The organism is Variovorax sucrosi (assembly GCF_051216635.1).
GTDB lineage: Bacteria > Pseudomonadota > Gammaproteobacteria > Burkholderiales > Burkholderiaceae_C > Variovorax.
This window is the reverse complement of record NZ_JBPJZU010000001.1, coordinates 265,273-285,626: the sequence shown is the minus strand read 5'-3', so window position 1 is coordinate 285,626 and position 20,354 is coordinate 265,273. Positions and strand designations below refer to the sequence as shown.

General features: G+C 66.6%; 19 protein-coding genes. 10 read left to right on the top strand and 9 right to left on the bottom strand.

Annotated features, from left to right (window positions below):
• Positions 1-99 precede the first annotated feature (99 nt).
• A complete protein-coding gene (locus ACSFBE_RS01285) occupies positions 100-195 on the bottom strand; it encodes a DUF3024 domain-containing protein (RefSeq protein ID WP_435488888.1) in 96 nt (31 codons plus the stop codon).
• Positions 196-351: 156 nt separating this feature from the next.
• On the opposite strand from ACSFBE_RS01285, the gene ACSFBE_RS01280 reads away from it, so the two are divergent.
• Entirely contained in the window at positions 352-738 is a 387-nt protein-coding gene (locus ACSFBE_RS01280) for a VOC family protein (RefSeq protein WP_435488553.1), read from the top strand.
• Positions 739-788: 50 nt separating this feature from the next.
• Here ACSFBE_RS01280 and ffh read toward each other — a convergent pair whose 3' ends face one another.
• Positions 789-2,177, bottom strand: a complete 1,389-nt coding sequence (ffh, locus tag ACSFBE_RS01275; RefSeq protein ID WP_435488552.1) for a signal recognition particle protein — start codon at positions 2,175-2,177, stop codon at positions 789-791.
• A 56-nt stretch (positions 2,178-2,233) separates the two neighbouring features.
• Between ffh and ACSFBE_RS01270 the strand changes: the two genes are divergently transcribed.
• The 8 genes from ACSFBE_RS01270 (at position 2,234) to ACSFBE_RS01235 (ending at position 12,498) form a co-directional block, all read left to right on the top strand.
• Positions 2,234-3,043 carry a cytochrome C assembly family protein gene (locus tag ACSFBE_RS01270; protein ID WP_435488551.1) on the top strand — a complete coding sequence of 270 codons (810 nt, stop codon included), beginning with the start codon at positions 2,234-2,236 and terminating at the stop codon, positions 3,041-3,043.
• Complete coding sequence (locus tag ACSFBE_RS01265) at positions 3,040-3,285, top strand: PP0621 family protein (RefSeq protein ID WP_435488550.1); 246 nt, start codon at positions 3,040-3,042, stop codon at positions 3,283-3,285. Before ACSFBE_RS01270 ends, ACSFBE_RS01265 begins: the two co-directional genes overlap by 4 nt.
• 8 nt (positions 3,286-3,293) lie before the next feature.
• The gene (locus ACSFBE_RS01260) at positions 3,294-4,985 is read left to right on the top strand and encodes a two-component system sensor histidine kinase NtrB (protein WP_435488549.1); all 1,692 of its coding nucleotides are present in this window, start codon (positions 3,294-3,296) and stop codon (positions 4,983-4,985) included.
• 4 nt (positions 4,986-4,989) lie between these two features.
• Entirely contained in the window at positions 4,990-6,525 is a 1,536-nt protein-coding gene (locus ACSFBE_RS01255; protein ID WP_435488548.1) for a sigma-54-dependent transcriptional regulator, read from the top strand.
• Positions 6,518-7,135, top strand: a complete 618-nt coding sequence (ampD, locus tag ACSFBE_RS01250) for a 1,6-anhydro-N-acetylmuramyl-L-alanine amidase AmpD (RefSeq protein ID WP_435488547.1) — start codon at positions 6,518-6,520, stop codon at positions 7,133-7,135. The genes ACSFBE_RS01255 and ampD overlap by 8 nt, the downstream gene beginning before the upstream one ends.
• Before the next feature lie 366 nt (positions 7,136-7,501).
• Complete coding sequence (locus ACSFBE_RS01245; protein ID WP_435488546.1) at positions 7,502-10,426, top strand: ribonucleoside-diphosphate reductase subunit alpha; 2,925 nt, start codon at positions 7,502-7,504, stop codon at positions 10,424-10,426.
• A gap of 150 nt (positions 10,427-10,576) precedes the next feature.
• Entirely contained in the window at positions 10,577-11,806 is a 1,230-nt protein-coding gene (locus ACSFBE_RS01240) for a ribonucleotide-diphosphate reductase subunit beta (protein WP_435488545.1), read from the top strand.
• 197 nt (positions 11,807-12,003) lie between these two features.
• Positions 12,004-12,498 (top strand): histone H1-like DNA-binding protein, encoded by a 495-nt coding sequence (locus ACSFBE_RS01235; protein WP_435488544.1) that lies wholly within the window; start codon positions 12,004-12,006, stop codon positions 12,496-12,498.
• 89 nt (positions 12,499-12,587) lie between these two features.
• On the opposite strand, the gene ACSFBE_RS01230 is transcribed toward ACSFBE_RS01235, so the two are convergent.
• The 7 genes from ACSFBE_RS01230 to ACSFBE_RS01200 all read right to left on the bottom strand — a co-directional run bounded on the left by ACSFBE_RS01230 (position 12,588) and on the right by ACSFBE_RS01200 (position 18,871).
• A complete protein-coding gene (locus tag ACSFBE_RS01230; protein ID WP_435488543.1) occupies positions 12,588-13,490 on the bottom strand; it encodes a carbohydrate kinase family protein in 903 nt (300 codons plus the stop codon).
• Positions 13,491-13,537: 47 nt separating this feature from the next.
• The gene (locus ACSFBE_RS01225) at positions 13,538-14,872 is read right to left on the bottom strand and encodes a zinc-ribbon and DUF3426 domain-containing protein (RefSeq protein WP_435488542.1); all 1,335 of its coding nucleotides are present in this window, start codon (positions 14,870-14,872) and stop codon (positions 13,538-13,540) included.
• 52 nt (positions 14,873-14,924) lie between these two features.
• Positions 14,925-15,809: a 50S ribosomal protein L11 methyltransferase gene (gene prmA / locus ACSFBE_RS01220; RefSeq protein ID WP_435488541.1), complete on the bottom strand. Its 885-nt coding sequence runs from the start codon at positions 15,807-15,809 to the stop codon at positions 14,925-14,927.
• 6 nt (positions 15,810-15,815) lie between these two features.
• Positions 15,816-17,165, bottom strand: coding sequence for an acetyl-CoA carboxylase biotin carboxylase subunit (gene accC, locus ACSFBE_RS01215; protein WP_435488540.1), 1,350 nt, complete (start codon positions 17,163-17,165; stop codon positions 15,816-15,818).
• 2 nt (positions 17,166-17,167) lie between these two features.
• Entirely contained in the window at positions 17,168-17,620 is a 453-nt protein-coding gene (accB, locus tag ACSFBE_RS01210; RefSeq protein WP_435488887.1) for an acetyl-CoA carboxylase biotin carboxyl carrier protein, read from the bottom strand.
• A gap of 103 nt (positions 17,621-17,723) precedes the next feature.
• Positions 17,724-18,281: a TlpA family protein disulfide reductase gene (locus ACSFBE_RS01205; RefSeq protein ID WP_435488539.1), complete on the bottom strand. Its 558-nt coding sequence runs from the start codon at positions 18,279-18,281 to the stop codon at positions 17,724-17,726.
• Positions 18,278-18,871: a hypothetical protein gene (locus ACSFBE_RS01200; RefSeq protein WP_435488538.1), complete on the bottom strand. Its 594-nt coding sequence runs from the start codon at positions 18,869-18,871 to the stop codon at positions 18,278-18,280. Before ACSFBE_RS01200 ends, ACSFBE_RS01205 begins: the two co-directional genes overlap by 4 nt.
• Positions 18,872-18,938: 67 nt before the next feature.
• On the opposite strand from ACSFBE_RS01200, the gene mpl reads away from it, so the two are divergent.
• Complete coding sequence (gene mpl / locus ACSFBE_RS01195; protein WP_435488537.1) at positions 18,939-20,345, top strand: UDP-N-acetylmuramate:L-alanyl-gamma-D-glutamyl-meso-diaminopimelate ligase; 1,407 nt, start codon at positions 18,939-18,941, stop codon at positions 20,343-20,345.
• Positions 20,346-20,354: the final 9 nt, after the last annotated feature.

Genomic DNA, 20,354 nt, shown 5'->3' with positions numbered 1-20,354 from the left:
CTCTCGAACCAAGCCGGCCATTGCGCCGGCTTTTTTCATGGCTGGAACGCTGCCGACGAGTCGTACCAGCCAAATCGAAGGTCCGGCATGGCCATTCGCTCAGCCAAAGAAGCAGCAGCAATGGTCACGATCAACCAGGTGCAGAAATGCTTCCAGCGAATGCACCTCTGGGTTGGGTTCGTAGCCATGCCAAATTCACGCGAGAGCAGGACCCAGACAAAGCCAAGAAAACCGTCCGGATACGTGTACTGGCGTCGCAGCAACTGCGCGTGTAAGCTGTGCTTCCGGCCGGGCAGGATGGATGCTCGCCAAGCGGCATCTGCTGGGCGGAATTGAGCGAAAGGACTTCCTATGTTGTCCGACTCGTCTGTGACGACCTTGCTTCCGGTCAAGGACATGGGCCGTGCGCGTGCCTTCTACGAAGCGTGTTTGGGCTTGAAACCTGGTGGCTTGCGCCCTGATGGCAAGTTTGTCTACGTGGTTGGCGGTAGCACTCTGGCGCTGTTCCCCAAACCAGAGGGGACCAAGGCTGACCACACGGCAATCAGCTTCCGGGTCGCGGACATTGCCGCCAGCATCGAGATGCTGAAGCGCGCTGGGGTGGTATTCGAGGACTACGACTTCCCTGATCTGAAAACCGTAAACCATGTGTGTGTGCTCGGCGCAGAGAAGGCGGCCTGGTTCAAAGACACCGAGGGCAACTACCTCTGCATTCATGAGGACATTCCACAGGCGTAAGGGCTCTCGGGTGGCGCAGCCACTCCATTTGACGAAGACCCATCCGAAGCTCAGAACGGCAGCTTCGGCCCCCCCGGCCCACCCATCCCCGGCATCCCCTTCATGCCACCCATCTTCTTCATCATCTTCATCAGGCCGCCGCCCTTCATCTTCTTCATCATGGTCTGCATCTGCTCGAACTCGTTGAGCATGCGGTTGACCTCCTGAACCTGCACGCCAGCGCCGGCGGCGATGCGGCGCTTGCGGGTGGCCTTGAGCAGTTCGGGTTTGCGGCGCTCCAGCGGGGTCATGCTCTGGATGATCCCTTCCTTGCGGCGGATGTCGCGCTCGGCACGGGTCATGTCGGCCTCGGTCGCCTTGGCGGCCATCTGCTGCGGCAGCTTGTCCATCAGGCTCGACAGGCCGCCCATCTGCTTCATCTGCTGCAACTGGCCGAGAAAGTCGTTGAGGTCGAAGCCGGCGCCGCTCTTGACCTTGGCGGCGAGCTTCTGGGCCGCGGCGACGTCGACGCCGGCCGTGACCTGCTCGACCAGCGCGACGATGTCGCCCATGCCCAGGATGCGGCCGGCGTGGCGTTCGGCGTCGAACACCTCCAGCCCGTCGATCTTCTCGCTCGTACCGGCAAACTTGATCGGCACGCCGGTGATCTGCCGCACCGACAGCGCCGCACCGCCGCGCGAATCGCCATCGGTCTTGGTCAGGATGATGCCGGTGAGCGGCAGCGCTTCCTTGAAGGCCTTGGCGGTGTTGATCGCATCCTGGCCCTGCATGGCGTCGACGACGAACAGCGTTTCGACGGGGTTGAGCTCGGCATGCAGCGCCTTGATCTCGGCCATGAGCACGTCGTCGATGGCCAGGCGGCCGGCGGTGTCGACCAGCAGCACGTCGAAGAAGTGGCGCCGCGCATGGTCGATCGCGGCGCGCGCGATGTCGATCGGCTTCTGGTCGGCCGAGCTCGGGAACCACTCGGCACCGGCCTGCTTGGTCACGGTCTTGAGCTGCTCGATGGCGGCGGGGCGGTAGACGTCGCCCGACACGGTCAGCACCTTCTTCTTGCGCTTCTCGATCAGGTGCTTGGCCAGCTTGGCCGTGGTCGTGGTCTTGCCGGCACCCTGCAGGCCGGCCATCAGGATCACGGCCGGCGGCTGGGCGGCGAGGTTGATGTCCGACACGCCTTCGCCCATGGTCGCGGCCAGTTCGCGGTTCACGATGCCGACCAGCGCCTGGCCCGGCTTGAGCGAACCGAGCACTTCCTGGCCCAGCGCCTTCTCCTTCACGCGCGCGACGAAGTCGCGCACCACGGGCAGGGCCACGTCGGCCTCGAGCAGCGCCATGCGCACCTCGCGCAGCATGTCCTGCACGTTGTCTTCGGTGATGCGGGCCTGCCCGCTCATCGTCTTGACGAGCCGGGAGAATTTTTCGGTGAGTGCGGTGGCCATGGAGTGGAATGCCTTGAGACCCGAGCGCGCGCAAAGGCGCAGCTAAACTCGGAACCATGATTTTAGCGAGCCCCTCCCCGCTCGGCGTGGCGCTGGGCTTCGCCACCGCCGCCGCCTACGGCATCGTGGCTGCGGGCGCATCGCGATTCGGGCGATCGGCCACGCGCTCGCTGCTCGGCTTGGCCTGGCTGCTGCACGCCGCCGCGCTGACGTGGGGCCTCGTCGGCCGGCAACCGCACTTCGACTGGGCGCCGGCGTTGTCGGTCACGGCCTGGCTCGTGCTGACTGTCTACGGCATCGAAAGCCGCATGTACCCCAAGCTCGCAATCCGGCGCGGGCTCGCCTTGCTCGGCGCAGGCGCTGTGCTGCTGGCGACCCTGTTTCCGGGCAAGGTGCTCGATGTCGAGGCGTCGCCGTGGCTTCCGTTGCATCTGGCGCTTGGCATCGCATCCTATGGCCTGTTCGGCGCGGCGGTGGTCCACGCCTGGTTGACCACGCGTGCCGAGGCGCAGATCCGGCTGGCCACCGATCCAGAGGCAGGCATGCCCTTGCTGACGCTCGAGCGCCTGACCTTCCGCTTCGTCAACGCCGGCTTCGTGCTGCTGTCGGCCACGCTGCTGGCCGGCCTGCTCTTCAGCGAGACGCTCTACGGCGCCGCCGGCCGGGCCTGGAAGTGGGACCACAAGACCCTGTTCTCGGTGCTGGCCTGGCTGACCTTCGCGGTGCTGCTGATCGGCCGTGCCCGCTTCGGATGGCGAGGCCGCACGGCGCGTCGCGTGCTGTACGCGGGCGCCGCGTTGCTGCTGCTGGCTTACGTCGGTTCGCGCTTCGTGCTCGAAGTGCTGCTGGCGCGGGGCGCCGCATGAAGTACCTGCTGGTCCTCTTCGTGGTAGCGGTCGGCATCTGGCTCTGGCGCAAGAATCGGCGCGAGGAAATGCGTGAACGCGCGGTGCCGCCCCAACGCCCGACGCCGCCCGCGGTCGGCGCGCCGCAGGCGATGGTGCGCTGCGCGCACTGCGGCCTGCACCTGCCGGCCACCGACGCCCTGCCAGGACCGGGCGGTGCGCTGTATTGCAGCGCGGCGCACCGACGCGCGGCAGAAGGCTGACCGCCGCCATGGCTTCCCTGCTCTGGTCGCGCGGCGAACCCCTGACCGACTGGGCAGCGCTCGACACCCGGACCGAACGCGACACCGCGCTGCAGCGCCTGTGGCGCGGCTTCATGACGGCGCGCTGCTTCGTGGCGGCCGTGCTGTTGCTGCTGCAGTTCGTCACCTATGCGATCGGCCAGTCGGTGCACTGGCTGGCCGTCGGCCTCTCCGTCGGCTATCTGATCGCCGCCCTGCTGGCGGTGCGCTTCACGCCGTTCCGCCCGCCGATCCGCAGCTTCGGGATGGCCTGGCTGGTGACGATCGGCGTGGACCTGGCGAGCTTCACCGCCTTGCAGGTGCTGCAGGTCGGCAGCATCAACTACACGCCGCTGTTCGCGCTGCCGGTGCTGATGGGCGCGGTGCTCGGCACCGTGACGGTCGGCCTCGGCACGACCGCGGCCGTCACCCTGCTGCTGCTGGCGGACGCGGGCTGGCGCTGGATCGAATCGCCGGCCGATGCCAGCGCGCGCTTCGTGCAGGCGGCGCTCACCGGCACCGGCCTCTTCGTGGTGGCGCTGCTGGCGCACGAACTCGCGCGGCGGCTGGCGCGCGAGGAAGCGCTGGCGCAGCGCGGCCGCAGTGCGGCGCAGATGCATGCGCAGGTGAACGACCTGGTGATCGAGACGCTGAGCGAAGGCGTGCTGGTGATCGACGCCGACGGTCGGGTGCACGCGGCCAACCCGGCGGCCGACGTGATCCTCGGGCACGGGCTGGCGTCGATGACGCCGCCCTTCGTGCTGGCGACGCAGCCAGCCTGGCGGCCGCTGGCCGCGCTGGCGGGGCGCACCTTCTCGCGCCGCGCCGCGCAATCGCGCGAGCTGCCGGTCGCCCAGGCGCAGGGCCCGGCGCGCGAGGTCCGGGTGCGCACGCGCCTCACGCCGTCGACCGACGGCCGCAACGACAGCCTGTGCGTGATGTTCCTGCAGGACCTGCGCGAACTCGAGGCCCGCATCCGCACCGAGAAGCTGGCCGCGATGGGCCGCATGTCGGCCGCGGTGGCGCATGAGATTCGCAATCCGCTGGCCGCGATCACCCAGGCCAGCGCCCTGCTCAACGAAGACCTGACCGATCCGGCGCACCGGCAGCTGACCGCGATGGTCGAGCAGAACGCGCAGCGGCTGGCGCGCATCGTCGACGACGTGCTCGACGTCGCCCGTGCGCGGCAGCAGCGCGTGCTGCCGCTGGATGAACAACTCGCGCTCGACCCCACGGTGCAGATGCTGGTCGACGAGTGGGTCCGGCATACCCAACGCCGTGGCGTGCAGCTGTTGCTGGAGGCCGGCGGCCTCGACGTGCGCTTCGACATCGAGCACCTGCGCCGCATCCTGGTCAACCTGCTGGACAACGCGGCACGCTACGCCAGCGCACGCGAGGGCTCGATTCAGGTCGTCACGCGGCGCGCCAGCGGCGGGCGCGCCGGGCTCGAAGTGTGGAGCGACGGCGCTCCGCTCGAGCCCGCGGTGCAGCGGCACCTGTTCGAGCCTTTCTTCTCGTCGGAGAGCCGCTCTAGCGGTCTCGGCCTGTTTCTGTGCCGCGAACTCTGCGAGCGGCATGGCGCGACGATGGGCTACGACAGGCGCATCGTTGCGCACGGCGGGCCGGAAGGCAACGCCTTCCTCGTCAACTTCGCGGCCGCGGAAGTTCGGCTGACACAATAACGCCGTGAGCACCTCCACCCCGTCCGCGCCGCGCATTGCACAGATCCTGGTCGTCGACGACGAGCCCGACCTGCGCACCCTGTACGAACTGACGCTGCTGCGGGAGGGCTATCGCGTCGAAGCCGCCGGGAGCGTCGCCGAAGCGGCGCAGCATCTGCAGGCCGAACGCTTCGACGTCGTCATCACCGACATGCGGCTGCCCGACGGGCTGGGCATGGAGATCCTGCAGCGGATCCAGCGCGAACAGCGCAGCGAGCGTTGCGTGGTCATGACCGCCTACGGCTCGGCCGAAAACGCGGTCGAGGCGCTGAAGGCCGGCGCATTCGACTACCTCACCAAGCCGGTCGACCTGAAGCAGTTTCGCGGCGTGGTCGCATCGGCGGTGCAGGCGCGACCGGCGCCGGCACGACCGCAGACGCCGGCCGCCAGCGCAGTCGACACCACCCGAGGCAGCACCGAAGCGGTGGTGGGCGGCAGCGGCAGCGCCGCGCTGGCGCGGCTGGTCGGTGATTCCGAGCCGATGCGTCTGGTCAAGTCGCGCATCGCCAAAGTGGCACGCGGCATGGCGCCGGTGCTGGTGCGCGGCGAGTCCGGCACCGGCAAGGAACTGGTCGCCCGCGCGGTGCACGCCTGCAGCCAGCGCAGCGACGGACCCTTCGTCGCGGTGAATTGCGGCGCCATCCCGGAGAACCTGCTCGAAGCCGAGTTCTTCGGCGCCCGCAAGGGCTCCTACACCGGCTCGGCCGCCGACCGCGACGGCTACTTCCAGGCCGCACGCGGCGGCACGCTGTTCCTCGACGAGATCGGCGACCTGCCGCTGGCGATGCAGTCGAAGCTGCTGCGCGCCATCCAGGAACGCAGCGTGCGCCCGATCGGCTCGACGCAGGAGGATGCGGTCGACGTGCGGATCGTGAGCGCCACCCACAAGGATCTGCAGGCCGAGGTGCAGGCCGGCCGCTTTCGCCAGGACCTGTTCTACCGCCTCAACGTGATCGAGATCGCCGTGCCCGCACTGCGCGATCGACGCGAGGACTTGCCGGCGCTGTGCGCCGCATTGCTGGCCCGCATCGCGCAAGACGCGGGCATGGACGTGCCGGTGCTGTCGCCCGCCGTGATCGACAGCCTGGCCGCGCATCCACTACAGGGCAATGTGCGTGAACTCGAGAACCTGCTGCACCGGGCCGTGGCCCTGAACGACGGCGACGAACTGCACCTGGACTTCGAGCCGAGCAACATTGCACCGCTCGAACGCGTGTCCGACTTCGCGCCGATGACGATCGCCGCGCCACCCCCGCCGCCACCACCGCCGCTCGCCGTACCGGCCATGCCCGCGGAGCCGCCGGCCGTGCCGGCCGACCTGCAGACCTACCTCGACCAACAGGAGCGCGAGATCCTGGTGCGCGCCTTGCGGGAGAGCGGCTTCAACCGCACGGCCGCCGCAGCGCGGCTGGGCCTGAGCCTGCGGCAGATTCGCTACCGCATCGCGCGGCTGGGCATCGGCACGCCCAACGGCAACGACGATGCAGGCGGGGATGAGTGAGCCGCGTGGAATGAGCGATCCGGGCGAGGCGCCGTCCGGCCTCTGGCCCGATGGCTGGTATCGCCTCGCGAAAGCGCTGCCCTCGCCCAATTTCGGCCCGCGCCCGCCCGGCGCGCAGATCGACCTCATCGTGCTGCACTCCATCAGTCTGCCGCCCGGCCAGTACGGCGGCGACGAGGTGCAGCGGCTCTTCACCAACCGGCTCGACTGGGATGCGCATCCGTACTTCCAGCAGATTCGCGGGGCAGAGGTGTCTGCGCATTTCTATGTGCGCCGCAATGGCGAACTCTGGCAGTTCGTGAGCTGCGACGCGCGGGCCTGGCACGCCGGCGGCTCGGCGTGGCGGGGCCGACCGAACTGCAACGACGATTCCGTCGGCATCGAACTCGAGGGCCTCGAGGGCGAGCGCTTCGAGGACGCCCAGTACGAGGCGCTGGCGAGCCTCTTCCCCGCCCTCGCGCAGCGCTACCCGATCGGCTTCGTCGCCGGCCACGAGCACATCGCGCCGGGCCGCAAGCGAGACCCCGGCCCGGGCTTCCTGTGGCCTCGATTGCAGGCCGACACCGGATGGCCGCGCGCGATGTTCCCGCCCGAGACGCAGGTCGACTAATAATTTTCAATCGAGGCCGGGGCATCGATGGCTCGGCGATCGGTGCGAAGAGGGCTTGCAGCCCCTGCGATGTGTCCAGCAACCATGCGGCTTTCAAGCCCAAAAACCGCTGGAAAGTGCACCGTTGCTGGCTTCCTTCAAACTGATCCAGCAACGGCGGGGCGACTGTGGGGCATGCACCGGCCTCGACGCCACATGTGAAGTTTTTCACAGACATTGATCTTCGTGAAAAACACTACATCTAGTGATTGTGACCCCCCGACACACTAGATATAGTGTGCTGCCCGGCCGATATCCCCCGGCCGCCGCTGCCGGACACCGATCCCGCCGCTTTCCCCCAACAAGAATTTGCCAAACGAGGACCGAATGCAAACAGCCCTGAACACCCCGTCCACCGCCTCCCGCGCAACGCCCTCGCCTGCGGCCGGCTCGACCGCCCGCGACACCGCCGGCTCGCCGACCGCCAGCGCCCTCGCGCACTACCAGATCATCCGTCGCAACGGCGCCGTGGTGCCCTTCGAGCCGAACAAGATCGCCATCGCCATGATGAAGGCCTTCCTCGCGGTGCACGGCACGCAAGGCGCGGCTTCGGCCAGCGTGCGCGAGACGGTCGACACGCTGACGCAGGCCGTGGTGCGCGCCATGGTGCGTTCGCGCCCGGGCGGCGGCACCTTCCACATCGAAGACGTGCAGGACCAGGTCGAGCTCGGCCTGATGCGCGGCGGGCACCACGAGATCGCCCGTGCCTATGTGCTGTACCGCGAACGCCGCACGCAGGAACGCTCGAAGCAAGGCGCTCAGGAAGCGCCCGCGACACCGACGCTGCATGTGCTCGACCGCGGCGAGCGCGTCGCCCTCGACCTGAACGAACTCAAAGGCCTGATCGAATCGGCCTGCGAAGGCCTGGGCGACAGCATCACGGCCGCGCCGATCCAGGCCGAGACGATGCGCAACCTGTACGACGGCGTGCCGCTCGACGAGGTCTACAAGGCCTCGATCCTGGCCGCCCGCACGCTGATCGAGAAAGACCCCGACTACACCTTCGCCACCGCGCGCCTGCTGCTGCACACGATCTTCAAGGAGATCATCGGCCGCGAAGTGATGCCCGCCGAACGTGCGCAGGCCTACACCGACTACTTCCCGCAGTTCATCAAGAAGGGCGTCGACAACGAATTGCTCGACGAGAAGCTGCTGCAGTTCGACCTGCCGCGCCTGGGCGCCGCCCTGAAGGCTGAACGCGACAACCAGTTCGACTACCTCGGCCTGCAAACGCTGTACGACCGCTACTTCCTGCACGTGCGCAAGTCGCGCATCGAACTGCCGCAGGCCTTCTTCATGCGCGTGGCCATGGGTCTGTCGCTGAACGAAATCGACCGTGAAGCCCGCGCCATCGAGTTCTACGAAGTGCTGTCGTCCTTCGACTTCATGTCATCGACCCCGACGCTGTTCAACGCCGGCACGCTGCGCTCGCAGCTGTCGAGCTGCTACCTGACCACCGTGCCGGACGACCTCGACGGCATCTACGAGTCGATCAAGGAAAACGCGCTGCTGTCGAAGTTCGCCGGCGGCCTGGGCAACGACTGGACCCGCGTGCGCGCGCTCGGCTCGCACATCAAGGGCACGAACGGCGAATCGCAGGGCGTGGTGCCCTTCCTCAAGGTGGTGAACGACACGGCCGTGGCGGTGAACCAGGGTGGCAAGCGCAAGGGTGCGGTCTGCACGTACCTGGAAACCTGGCACCTCGACATCGAGGAGTTCCTGGAGCTGCGCAAGAACACCGGCGACGACCGCCGCCGCACGCACGACATGAACACCGCCAACTGGATCCCCGACCTGTTCATGCGCCGCGTGATGGAAAAGGGCAACTGGACGCTGTTCTCGCCCTCGAACGTGCCCGACCTGCACGACCTGTTCGGCGCCGACTTCGAGAAGGCTTACGTGGCCTACGAAGAGAAGGCGCAGCGCGGCGAGATCAAGCCCAGCCGCACGCTGCCGGCCAGCGACCTGTGGCGCAAGATGCTCACGATGCTGTTCGAGACCGGCCATCCGTGGATCACGTTCAAGGACGCCTGCAACGTGCGCTCACCGCAGCAGCACGCCGGCGTCGTGCATTCCTCGAACCTGTGCACCGAGATCACGCTCAACACCAGCGACACCGAAACTGCGGTCTGCAACCTGGGTTCAGTGAACCTGCTGCAGCATCTGAAGGACGGCAAGGTCGACCAGGAAAAGCTGAAGAAGACGATCTCGACGGCGATGCGCATGCTCGACAACGTGATCGACATCAACTATTACGCCGTGAAGAAGGCGCGCGACTCGAACCTGCGCCACCGTCCGGTCGGCCTGGGCCTGATGGGTTTCCAGGATTCGCTGTATGAGTTGCGCATTCCCTACGCCTCTCAGGAAGCCGTGCAGTTCGCCGACGAGTCGATGGAAGCCATCTGCTACCACGCGTACTCGGCATCGGCCGACCTGGCGCGCGAGCGCGGCAAGTACTCGAGCTACAAGGGCTCGCTGTGGGACAAGGGCATCCTGCCGATCGACACGCTCGACCTGCTGGAGAAGGCCCGCGGCGGCTACGTCGAGGTCGACCGCTCGTCCACGCTCGACTGGGACGCGCTGCGCCAGAAGATCAAGACCCAGGGCATGCGCAATTCGAACTGCGTGGCCATTGCACCGACGGCGACCATCTCGAACATCATCGGCGTCGACGCCTCGATCGAGCCCTGCTTCGGCAACCTGTCGGTCAAGTCGAACCTGTCGGGCGAGTTCACCGTGATCAACCACTACCTGGTGCGCGACCTCAAGCGTCTGGGCCTGTGGGACGACGTGATGGTGATGGACCTGAAGCACTTCGACGGTTCGCTGCGTCCGATCGACCGCGTGCCGCAAGACGTGAAGGCGCTCTACGCCACCGCGTTCGAGGTGGAAACCACGTGGCTGGTCGAAGCCGCCTCGCGTCGCCAGAAGTGGATCGACCAGGCGCAGTCGCTGAACATCTACATGGCCGGCGCATCGGGCAAGAAGCTCGACGACACCTACAAGCTCGCCTGGCTGCGCGGCCTGAAGACCACCTACTACCTGCGCACGCAGAGCGCGACGCACGCCGAGAAGTCGACGGTGCAATCGGGCCGGCTCAACGCGGTGTCCTCGGGCGGCAGCAACGACGCGCCGAAGATGAGCGCGATCGAAGCTGCCGCTGCAGCCGCACAGGCGCAGCTCAATGCGATGCCCGCCACCGACATCGCGTTCTGCGGTGTCGATGACCCGACGTGCGAAGCGTGCCAGTGATGTCAGCGTGATGCGAATGTGATTCGCGGCATCGCCCGACAAAATGCGATGCATGCGAACAACATAAGCGAGAGATAATTCGGGCGCGATGTGAGGCTGCACTTTGCAACTCACATCGTTGCTCACATAATTTGAGCATTGGATTTTTCTATGTTGACCTGGGACGAAGAAGTCAAGCCATCCTTGCCAAAGGACATGCCACAAGGATTGCAGCACTCACCATCGCAAAGCGGCGCACCTGTCGCCCGCTCGATGGAATTCCCGACGCCGCAAACAGCCTCTGCCGCCACGCCTGCGCCTCGCACGACGCTCGATGACGGCGCATCGGCACCTGTTCGCCCCACTGCTCCAGCACCCGTCGCGCGCCGCGTGAACGCCGCAGACAAGCGCATCATCAATGGCCAGACCGACGTCAACCAGCTGGTGCCGTTCAAGTACAAGTGGGCCTGGGAAAAGTACCTCGCCACCTGCGCCAACCACTGGATGCCGCAGGAAGTGAACATGACGCGCGACATCGCGTTGTGGAAAGACCCGAACGGCCTGACCGAAGACGAGCGCCGCATCGTCAAGCGCAACCTCGGCTTCTTCGTGACCGCCGATTCGCTGGCCGCTAACAACATCGTGCTGGGCACCTACCGCCACATCACGGCGCCCGAGTGCCGCCAGTTTCTGCTGCGCCAGGCTTTCGAAGAAGCGATCCACACGCACGCCTACCAGTACATCGTCGAATCGCTCGGCCTGGACGAGAGCGAGATCTTCAACGCGTACAACGAGGTCGCCTCCATCCGCAACAAGGACGAGTTCCTGATCCCCTTCATCGAAGCGATCAGCGACCCGAACTTCAAGACCGGCACGCACGAAACCGACCAGACCCTGCTCAAGTCGCTGATCGTGTTCGCCTGCCTGATGGAAGGCCTGTTCTTCTACGTCGGCTTCACGCAGATCCTCGCGCTCGGCCGCCAGAACAAGATGACCGGCGCGGCCGAGCAGTACCAGTACATCTTGCGCGACGAGTCGATGCACTGCAATTTCGGCATCGACCTGATCAACCAGCTCAAGCTCGAGAATCCCAACCTTTGGACAGCAGAGTTCAAGGCAGAGATCAAGGCCCTCTTCCTGAAGGCCGTCGAGCTCGAGTACCAATACGCCGAAGACACCATGCCCCGCGGTGTGCTCGGCATGAACGCCTCCATGTTCAAGGGCTACCTGCGGTACATCGCCAACCGGCGTGCACAGCAGATCGGCCTCGAGACGCTCTTCCCGAACGAAGAAAACCCGTTCCCCTGGATGAGCGAAATGATTGACCTGAAGAAAGAGCGCAATTTCTTCGAAACCCGCGTGATCGAATACCAGTCGGGTGGCGCGCTCTCCTGGGATTGAGCTTTTTAACGACAACAATCGATGGATTCAGGAATTGCCCTCCGTATCGACCGCGCCACAGAGCGCGGCGGTGCAGAGGGCTCAGGTGTTCATGGTGCTGGGACTTGATTTCCAACGCCATGGATCGCTTCAAGCGCAACAGCGCGCGCGAAGTGCTTCAAAAGGTTGATTTTTCAACTTGACCAAGGAGAAAGAAAATGGCAACTGCAAAGAAAGCACCGGCGAAGAAAGCCGCAGCAAAGAAGGCTCCGGCAAAGAAGGTCGCGGCTAAGAAGGCACCGGCAAAGAAGGTCGCAGCGAAGAAGGCTCCGGCAAAGAAGGTTGCTGCCAAGAAGGTAGCCGCCAAGAAGGCACCGGCAAAGAAGGTCGCAGCGAAGAAGGCTCCGGCGAAGAAGGTTGCTGCCAAGAAGGTAGCCGCCAAGAAGGCTCCGGCGAAGAAGGCCGCTGCCAAGAAGGCGCCGGCCAAGAAGGCCGCAGCCAAGAAGGCGCCTGCGAAGAAGGCCCCCGCGAAAAAGGCGGCGGCCAAGAAGCCCGCTGCCAAGAAAGCTGCGAAGAAGCCTGCTGCCAAAAAGCCCGCTGCCAAGAAGGCCGCGAAAGCGCCCGCCAAGGCTGCTGTAGCGCCTGCCCCTGCTGCGCAGACGACGCTGAACCCGCAGGCTGCCTGGCCGTTTCCGACGGCCAGCAAGCCCTGAGTTTCTCAGCGGCCTCCAAGGCAAAAGCCCGGCACCGCAAGGTGTCGGGCTTTTTTATTGCGCCGTCGGAACTGCTTTTGGGAAGACGCTCAAACGCCCAGCGCTTGGCGGTCGAGCTCGTAGTTCTGTGGCCCGCGCTGAGCGATCTTGATCGCGCCGACGCGATTGCCCAGGGTCGCGCAATCCACCAGCGACCAGCCCTTCTCCAGACCGAAGAGCAGCGCGCCGCGCCAGGCGTCGCCGCAACCGGTCGGGTCGACCACGGCCTCGGGTGCGACCGCCGGCACGTGCGTGCATTCGCCGTCGACCCAGACGTCGCAGCCATCGCCGCCGAGCGTCACCACCAGGCCGCGAACACGGCGCGAGATCTCGGCATGGTCCCAACCGGTGCGGTCGCTGAGCATCTTTCCTTCGTAGTCATTGACCGTGACCCAGTCCGCCTGCTCGATGAAGCGCGCGAGTTCGTCCCCATTGAACATCGGCAGGCCCTGACCCGGGTCGAAGACGAAGGGGATGCCGCCCAGCTTGAACTGCTCGGCATGCTGCAGCATCGCGTCGCGACCGTCGGGCGAGATGATCCCGAGCTGGATGTCGTCGCGCGGCGGGATGCGGGTCAGGTGCGCCTGCTGCATGGCACCGGGGTGGAAGGCCGTGATCTGGTTGTTGGCGAGATCGGTCGTGATGAAGCACTGCGCGGTGTAGGTGTCGCCGAGTTCGCGGACGAATTCGGTGCCGATGCCCAGGCCTTGCAGGCGGGCGATGTAGTCGGCACCGTCGCTGCCGACAGTGGCCATCGGCAGCGCCTTGCCACCCAGCGCATTCAGGCTGTACGCGATGTTGCCGGCGCAACCGCCGAAGTCCCGGCGCAAGCCGGGCACCAGAAAGGACACGTTCAGGATGTGCACCTGGTCCGGAAGGATCTGGTCCGCGAACCGCCCTTCGAAATTCATGATGGTGTCGAACGCGAGAGAACCGCAAATCACTGCTGCCATGAGATGGACCGTTGGTGGGGAGAAAAGGGAGTCGCGCCGGAGCGCGACTAGGGATAGAAGGCATCGAGATGGAAGCCCGCCACGCGCGGCAATGCAGCGGCATCGCCGCCGGCGAGCGCCATCGGCAACAGCGCGGTGCGCTCCGCATGCGCGGCGAGCACGGCCGGCGCGCCGTAGTCGGCGGGTCGCAGCACGCGCCGCACCACGGTGCGCTCCTGCAGATCGATCAGCGACAGCTCGACCGCCGGCATGGCCAGCGGCACGTCTGCGCGGTTGCGCAGCGTGAAGCTCAGCTGGTAGCCCTCGCCGCCCTTCTCCCGCGCAAAGGAGGCACCGTCGATGGTGATGTCGGCAATGCGTTGCAAGGCTGACAGTTGGCAGCCCAGCACTTCGCAAGCACTCGCGAACGCGGGTCGCCAGGACGGCTGGCGGGCGACGATGGCACTGCGCTCCTGATAAACGACCTGCCCCGCGAGCAGCAACAACGCCGCGATCGACACCATCGTCCAGGCCCAACCGGGACGGAAGCCGCGCCGGGGCGGTACGTCCAACTCGCGTCGGGCGCGACGGCTCGACGCGTCAGACATCGCATCCGGCACGGCCGGTGCCGGTTCAACCGCCTCGCTCGCCGTCAGCACGATCGCGGCAGGCTCGCTGTCCTTGGCCTTGGCACGCGCCTTCGCAATCTTCGCGGACTTGACGCGGGCGCGTCGCAAGGCTTTTTGGAGCTGGGCATCGTCGGCATGGCTGCCGTCCGCATCGGCTCCGGCCGCCACCGCCTCGACCCGCCGCGGTATGTTGCCCAGGTGCAGCGAGGGCAGCCGTGACCAGGCATCGACGGCCTGCATGCCGATGGCGGAGGGCACCGGGTGCTCGTCGCCCGGGAATTCGATGACCGGCACCGTGGAAGTCGTCGCATAGCCGCTGAAGGCGGGCCAGCCGAGGGGTGGCGCCTCCAGCGTCACCGGCTGTGTGCGCGGTGGCTGCGGAATGTGGTCGGTGATGACCGACGGCGGCGCCACGGCCTCGGCGCCAAAGCCGCCGGGGGTTGGCGCATCCACCTGCAGGCGAAGCAGGGTATCGCTGAAGAAATCGGTGTCGGCCAACGGCGCTGCGGCCGAATGGGGCGGACCGGGTGCAGGTGCTGCAGCGACCGGGATCGCGGTCGGCGAGGTTTCGTCGACGGGCCCTGGAGGCGCGGGCTCAGGCACAGGCGGCGACGGCTGCTCGGGCGCGCTCACGTCGCGGTCGTGCAGATGCTCGTTGCCGTCGAACACATGGCTGCAACGGCCGCAACGCACCCAACCGTCGGAAATGCGTAGCTGGTCCCGCACCACCTTGAACGTGGTGCCGCATTCGGGGCAGCGGGTGGCAAGACTCATGAGGCGTCGATTGTAGGATCGGGCCTCGCCCAGGTCGGCGGGCCGGCGGCGGCTACAGGTGCGCCGTCATGAGGATCCAGCCGTCCTCGGCATCGCTCACCTCGAGCGCCGCGTACGGCGCGTAGGCGCTCTTGAGTTCGTCGGCCTGGCGTTCGAGGATGCCGGCCAGCACCAGCGAACCGCTTGGCGCGACGTGCGCGCACAGCAGCGGCGCGAGCACCTTGAGCGGTGTGGCCAGGATGTTGGCCAGCACCACGTCGTAGCGGCCCTGCGCCGCATCGGGCAAGCCCGTGTGCAGCTGCACCGCATTGGCGTCGGCGTTGAGACGTGTGGCCTCGACGGCGGCCGGATCGATGTCGACGGCATCGATGCTCACCGCGCCGAACTTCGCCGCACCGATCGCCAGGATGCCCGAGCCGCAACCGTAGTCGAGCACGCGCGCTGGTGCGGCGGGTTGCCGCGTTGCGATCCAGCGCAGGCACATGCGCGTGGTCGGGTGGGTGCCGGTGCCGAAGGCCAGGCCAGGGTCCAGGCGGATGATCTGGCGCGCCTGGGCCGGCGGTTCGTGCCAGGTGGGCACGATCCAGAACTCGGGCGTGATCTCGACCGGCGCGAACTGCGATTGCGTGAGCCGCACCCAGTCCTGCTCCGGCACGTCGGCCACGCCAACCACCTTGCAGCCGGCGAAGAAATCCTGAGCGGACAGCAACGTGGCTGCCTCGTGCGCCGCACGCTCGTCAGGGAACAGCGCGATCACGCGCGAGCGCTGCCAACCGTCCTTCGGTGGCGGCATGCCAGGCTCGCCGAACAGCGCCTGCTCGGCATCCGTCTGGGCATCGGCATCTTCGACGGACACGCTCAGCGCATCGAGTGCATCGAGCGCATCGCTCAGGTCTTCGACGCGTTCTTCCGGCGCCAGCAGGCGGAGTTCAAACACGGCGTGTCACCGAGCCCGCGCCGCGAGCCACTCTTCGAGGTAGTGGATGTTGGTGCCGCCGGCCATGAACTTGGCGTCGACCATCAGCTCGCGGTGCAGCGGGATGTTGGTCTGGATGCCTTCGATCACGGTCTCGTTGAGCGCCGTGCGCATGCGCGCCATCGCCTGCTCGCGCGTGTCGCCGTGCACGATGATCTTGCCGATCATCGAGTCGTAGTTCGGCGGCACGAAGTAGTTGGTGTACACGTGCGAATCGACGCGCACTCCCGGCCCGCCCGGCGGGTGCCACATCGTGATGCGGCCCGGCGAGGGCGTGAACTTGTAGGCGTCTTCCGCATTGATGCGGCATTCGATCGAATGGCCGCGCATCTCGATCTGGCGCTGCGTGAATGGCAGCTTTTCGCCCGCAGCCACCATGATCTGCGTCTTCACGATGTCGATGCCCGTGGTGAATTCCGTCACCGGGTGCTCCACCTGCACGCGGGTGTTCATCTCGATGAAATAGAACTCGCCGTTCTCGTAGAGAAACTCGAAGGTGCCCGCACCGCGGTAGCCGATCTTCTTGCAGGCGGCAACGCAGCGCTCGCCGATCTTCTCGATCAGCTTGCGCGCGATGCCCGGCGCCGGCGATTCCTCGATCACCTTCTGGTGGCGCCTCTGCATGGAGCAGTCGCGCTCGCCCAGGTACACCGCGTTCTTGTGCTTGTCGGCGAGGATCTGGATCTCGATGTGGCGCGGGTTCTGGAGGAACTTCTCCATGTACACGGCCGGGTTGTTGAAGGCCGCACCGGCTTCCGCCTTGGTCATCTGGATCGCGTTGACCAGTGCCGCCTCGGTGTGCACCACGCGCATGCCGCGGCCACCGCCGCCGCCGGCGGCCTTGATGATGACCGGGTAACCGATGGCGCGCGCGATACGCTTGTTGGTGGCGGCGTCGTCCGACAGTTCGCCTTCCGAGCCCGGCACGCAGGGCACGCCGGCCTTGATCATCGCCTGCTTGGCCGACACCTTGTCGCCCATGATCCGGATTGATTCAGGGCTCGGGCCGATGAATTGAAAACCGCTCTGCTCCACGCGCTCGGCGAAGTTCGCGTTTTCGCTCAGAAAGCCGTAGCCCGGATGGATTGCCTCGGCATCCGTTACTTCGGCCGCCGAGATGATCGCCGGCATGTTGAGGTAGCTGAGCGACGACGGCGCCGGGCCGATGCACACCGCCTCCTGCGCCAGCTTGACGTACTTGGCGTCGCGGTCGGCTTCCGAATAGACCATCACGGCCTTGATGCCGAGTTCGCTGCAGGCCCGCTGAATCCGAAGCGCGATCTCGCCGCGGTTCGCAACCAGAATCTTCTTGAACATGGTCACTCGATGATGAACAGCGGTTGGCCATATTCGACCGCCTGGCCGTTCTCGCCGAGGATCTGGGTGACAGTGCCGGACTTGTCGGCTTCGATCTCGTTCAGGATCTTCATCGCTTCGATGATGCAGACGGTGTCGCCCTCCTTCACCTGGGCACCGATCTCGACGAAGGCCGGTGCACCGGGGCTGGAAGACCGGTAGAACGTTCCGACCATCGGCGACTTCACCGTGTGACCGACGACGGCCGGTGCAGCCGCAGGCGGCGCTGCGGCCGATACCGCGGAAGCAGCAGGCGCAGCTACGGCAGGCGCCGCCACGGATTGGACGTATTGCACGGGGGCGGCTTCGCCCGCCTTGACGATGCGGACCTTGCCTTCGGCTTCGGTGATTTCCAGTTCGGAAATATTCGATTCAGACACCAGGTCGATCAGTGTCTTGAGTTTGCGCAGATCCATGGGACTCCATTGCCGGGGTTGCCGGTCATTCGGATAGAACTCACCTGAAAATCGGCTTAGTTCGGCGTTCATACGCCAAGTGCCGGGTTGTATCGAGGAGATTCTAACTGTGAACTTCTGCGCGTCGCCAAGTGTCCAGATCGGCGGGCAGGAGCTGACCCATTTTACGGGCGGCGACGCTCCCATCTGCAGCCAAAACCAGCGTGAAAGGCAGGCCGCCGCCGGTATTTCCCAGTTCGCGGACCAGTTCCGTGCCATCGAGACCCGTGATGCCGATCGGAAAGCTGACCGGGGTGCGGGTGAGAAATTTACGCACGGATTCCGGCCGGTCGATAGCCAAGCCTACCACTTGCCAACCGTTCGCCGCCTGTTCGCGGAAGAAGCGGTCGACCATCGGCAGCTCCTCCACGCACGGCGGACACCAGGTGGCCCAAAAATTCAGCAGCAACGGCTTGCCGCGCAACGAGGCCATTTCAAGTTGCCCCCCCTCCGGGCGTTCGAAGCGGGAAGACCAGAAGATGGACGGAAGCTGCTCGCCGGCGGGGGTCGCGCCGGCGCCTGTGGCATGGCGCCACCAGGCGGTCCCTGCGCCAGCCACACCAGCCGCCGCGGCCACGCCGCCAAGCAGCCAGGCCCGACGGCTCGTCGAAGGCCTCGTCACGGCGAATCCTTTTCCATCAGGCGGCGCAGGGCCGCCAGGTCGCCGCGCGGTGTCCGCCCCTGCGAGTCCGGTTTGAGGGCGCCGCGCAGGTCGTCGAGGTCGTAGACCAGCAGATGCACCCCGATCTCCTCGCCCAGGACGCGGCTCATCGCATGCACGCTGAGCGCCTCGACCTGCTCGCCATGGAAACCGCTCACCATGCGCGGCTCGTAGTCGACGTGGTGGTCGATGAGCGCGATTTCTGCCGATTTGCAGTCGTCGCAGAAGAGCTGGATGTAGATGTCGGAAAGCCGGGTGGCGGTGCCGTGCCACACCGCCCCGCCCACATGCGGCCGAAAAGCCACCATGCGCTCCATCCACTCGAGGGCGAGCTGACGCAGGGCGCGCAGCTCCTGCGGCTGGGAGTCGGCGCAGAAGAGCGCGATGTACTCGCGGATCTCGGCTTCGATCTCGTCGTTGTGCGGCAGTGCGGTCCGCGCAGACAGGCCGAGATCGCGCAAGGCGCGGCGCTTGGCCGGCCCGTACTCCAGCCCTTCCTCAACCACGAGGCGGGCGGCTGCAGCAGCGATTTCGCGCTTCGACGTGTCCATCCGGGCATTCTGCCCGCACTGCAGCATTCCATGAAGCCATGGTGGGGAGCTTCCCTAGAATCGACCGATGCACATTCACATCCTCGGCATCTGCGGCACGTTCATGGGCGGCGTCGCAGCGCTCGCACGCGAAGCCGGCCATCGAGTGACGGGCTGCGACGCCGGCGTCTACCCGCCCATGAGCGATCAGCTGCGCGCGCTCGGGATCGACCTGATCGAAGGCTTCGGCGCCGACCAGATGGCGCTTGCGCCCGACATGTTCGTCGTCGGCAATGTGGTGTCGCGCGCCCGGCTCGCCGATGGCCGACCGAAGTTCCCGCTGATGGAAGCCATCCTCGATGCCGGCGCCGCCTACACCAGCGGCCCGCAGTGGCTGGCCGAGCATGTGCTGCAGGGCCGGCATGTGCTGGCCGTGGCGGGCACGCACGGCAAGACGACCACCACGTCGATGCTGGCATGGGTGCTGGAGCGCGCCGGTCGCGCACCCGGCTTCCTGGTGGGCGGCGTGCCGCTCGATTTCGGCGTCTCGGCGCGGCTGGGCCAGGGGCCCGCTTTCGTCATCGAGGCGGACGAGTACGACACCGCCTTCTTCGACAAGCGCAGCAAGTTCGTTCACTACCGGCCGCGCACCGCGATCCTCAACAACCTCGAGTTCGACCACGCGGACATCTTCGACGACCTGGCGGCCATCGAACGGCAGTTTCATCACCTGGTGCGGACCGTGCCCGGCACCGGCCGCGTGGTCGTGAACGCCAACGAGGAGAGCCTGCGGCGCGTGCTGGCGCAGGGCTGCTGGAGCGAGGTGAGCGGCTTCGGCGCAGGCGGCCCGGGCACGGAATGGCGAGCCCGCGGCGCGCACGATGCCTTCGACGTGCTTCGCCATGGTGAGCCGGTCGGCCGCGTCGACTGGACGCTTTCGGGCGAGCACAACCAAATGAACGCGCTGGCCGCCATCGCCGCCGCCGACCACGTGGGGGTGTCGCCGGCCGAGGCGGCCGCCGCACTCGGCAGCTTTCACAACGTGCGCCGGCGCATGGAACTGCGCGGAACGGTCGAACGCGACGGCGGCGCGGTCACCGTCTACGACGACTTCGCGCACCACCCCACCGCCATCCGCACCACGCTCGACGGCCTGCGCCGCAAGCTGGACGGCGAGGGCCGGCGCGGCGACCGCGTCCTGGCGGTCTTCGAGCCGCGCAGCAACACCATGAAGCTGGGCACCATGGCCGCGCAACTGCCATGGAGCCTGGAGGCGGCCGACCTGTCCTTCTGCCACAGCGGCGGCCTGGGCTGGGACGTGACAGCATCGCTCGCGCCGATGGGCGATCGGGCGCGCGTCGTCGACGCCATCGAACCGCTGGTGGCGCAGGTCGCGGCCGCGGCGCGCGCGGGCGATCACATCGTCTGCATGAGCAACGGCGGCTTCGGCGGCGTGCACGACAAGCTGCTGGCCGCACTGCGCGCCCGGGACTGAGCGTGACTC

Excerpts from the sequence above, each read along its gene's own strand:
- ACSFBE_RS01240 (WP_435488545.1), top strand. The coding sequence starts at position 10,577 with ATGTTGACCTGGGACGAAGAAGTCAAGCCATCCTTGCCAAAGGACATG.
- ffh (WP_435488552.1), bottom strand. The coding sequence starts at position 2,177 with ATGGCCACCGCACTCACCGAAAAATTCTCCCGGCTCGTCAAGACGATG.
- ampD (WP_435488547.1), top strand. The coding sequence starts at position 6,518 with ATGAGTGAGCCGCGTGGAATGAGCGATCCGGGCGAGGCGCCGTCCGGC.
- mpl (WP_435488537.1), top strand. The coding sequence starts at position 18,939 with ATGCACATTCACATCCTCGGCATCTGCGGCACGTTCATGGGCGGCGTC.
- ACSFBE_RS01270 (WP_435488551.1), top strand. The coding sequence starts at position 2,234 with ATGATTTTAGCGAGCCCCTCCCCGCTCGGCGTGGCGCTGGGCTTCGCC.
- ACSFBE_RS01280 (WP_435488553.1), top strand. The coding sequence starts at position 352 with ATGTTGTCCGACTCGTCTGTGACGACCTTGCTTCCGGTCAAGGACATG.
- ACSFBE_RS01245 (WP_435488546.1), top strand. The coding sequence starts at position 7,502 with ATGCAAACAGCCCTGAACACCCCGTCCACCGCCTCCCGCGCAACGCCC.
- ACSFBE_RS01265 (WP_435488550.1), top strand. The coding sequence starts at position 3,040 with ATGAAGTACCTGCTGGTCCTCTTCGTGGTAGCGGTCGGCATCTGGCTC.
- accB (WP_435488887.1), bottom strand. The coding sequence starts at position 17,620 with ATGGATCTGCGCAAACTCAAGACACTGATCGACCTGGTGTCTGAATCG.
- ACSFBE_RS01200 (WP_435488538.1), bottom strand. The coding sequence starts at position 18,871 with ATGGACACGTCGAAGCGCGAAATCGCTGCTGCAGCCGCCCGCCTCGTG.
- ACSFBE_RS01260 (WP_435488549.1), top strand. The coding sequence starts at position 3,294 with ATGGCTTCCCTGCTCTGGTCGCGCGGCGAACCCCTGACCGACTGGGCA.
- ACSFBE_RS01225 (WP_435488542.1), bottom strand. The coding sequence starts at position 14,872 with ATGAGTCTTGCCACCCGCTGCCCCGAATGCGGCACCACGTTCAAGGTG.
- ACSFBE_RS01235 (WP_435488544.1), top strand. The coding sequence starts at position 12,004 with ATGGCAACTGCAAAGAAAGCACCGGCGAAGAAAGCCGCAGCAAAGAAG.
- ACSFBE_RS01230 (WP_435488543.1), bottom strand. The coding sequence starts at position 13,490 with ATGGCAGCAGTGATTTGCGGTTCTCTCGCGTTCGACACCATCATGAAT.
- accC (WP_435488540.1), bottom strand. The coding sequence starts at position 17,165 with ATGTTCAAGAAGATTCTGGTTGCGAACCGCGGCGAGATCGCGCTTCGG.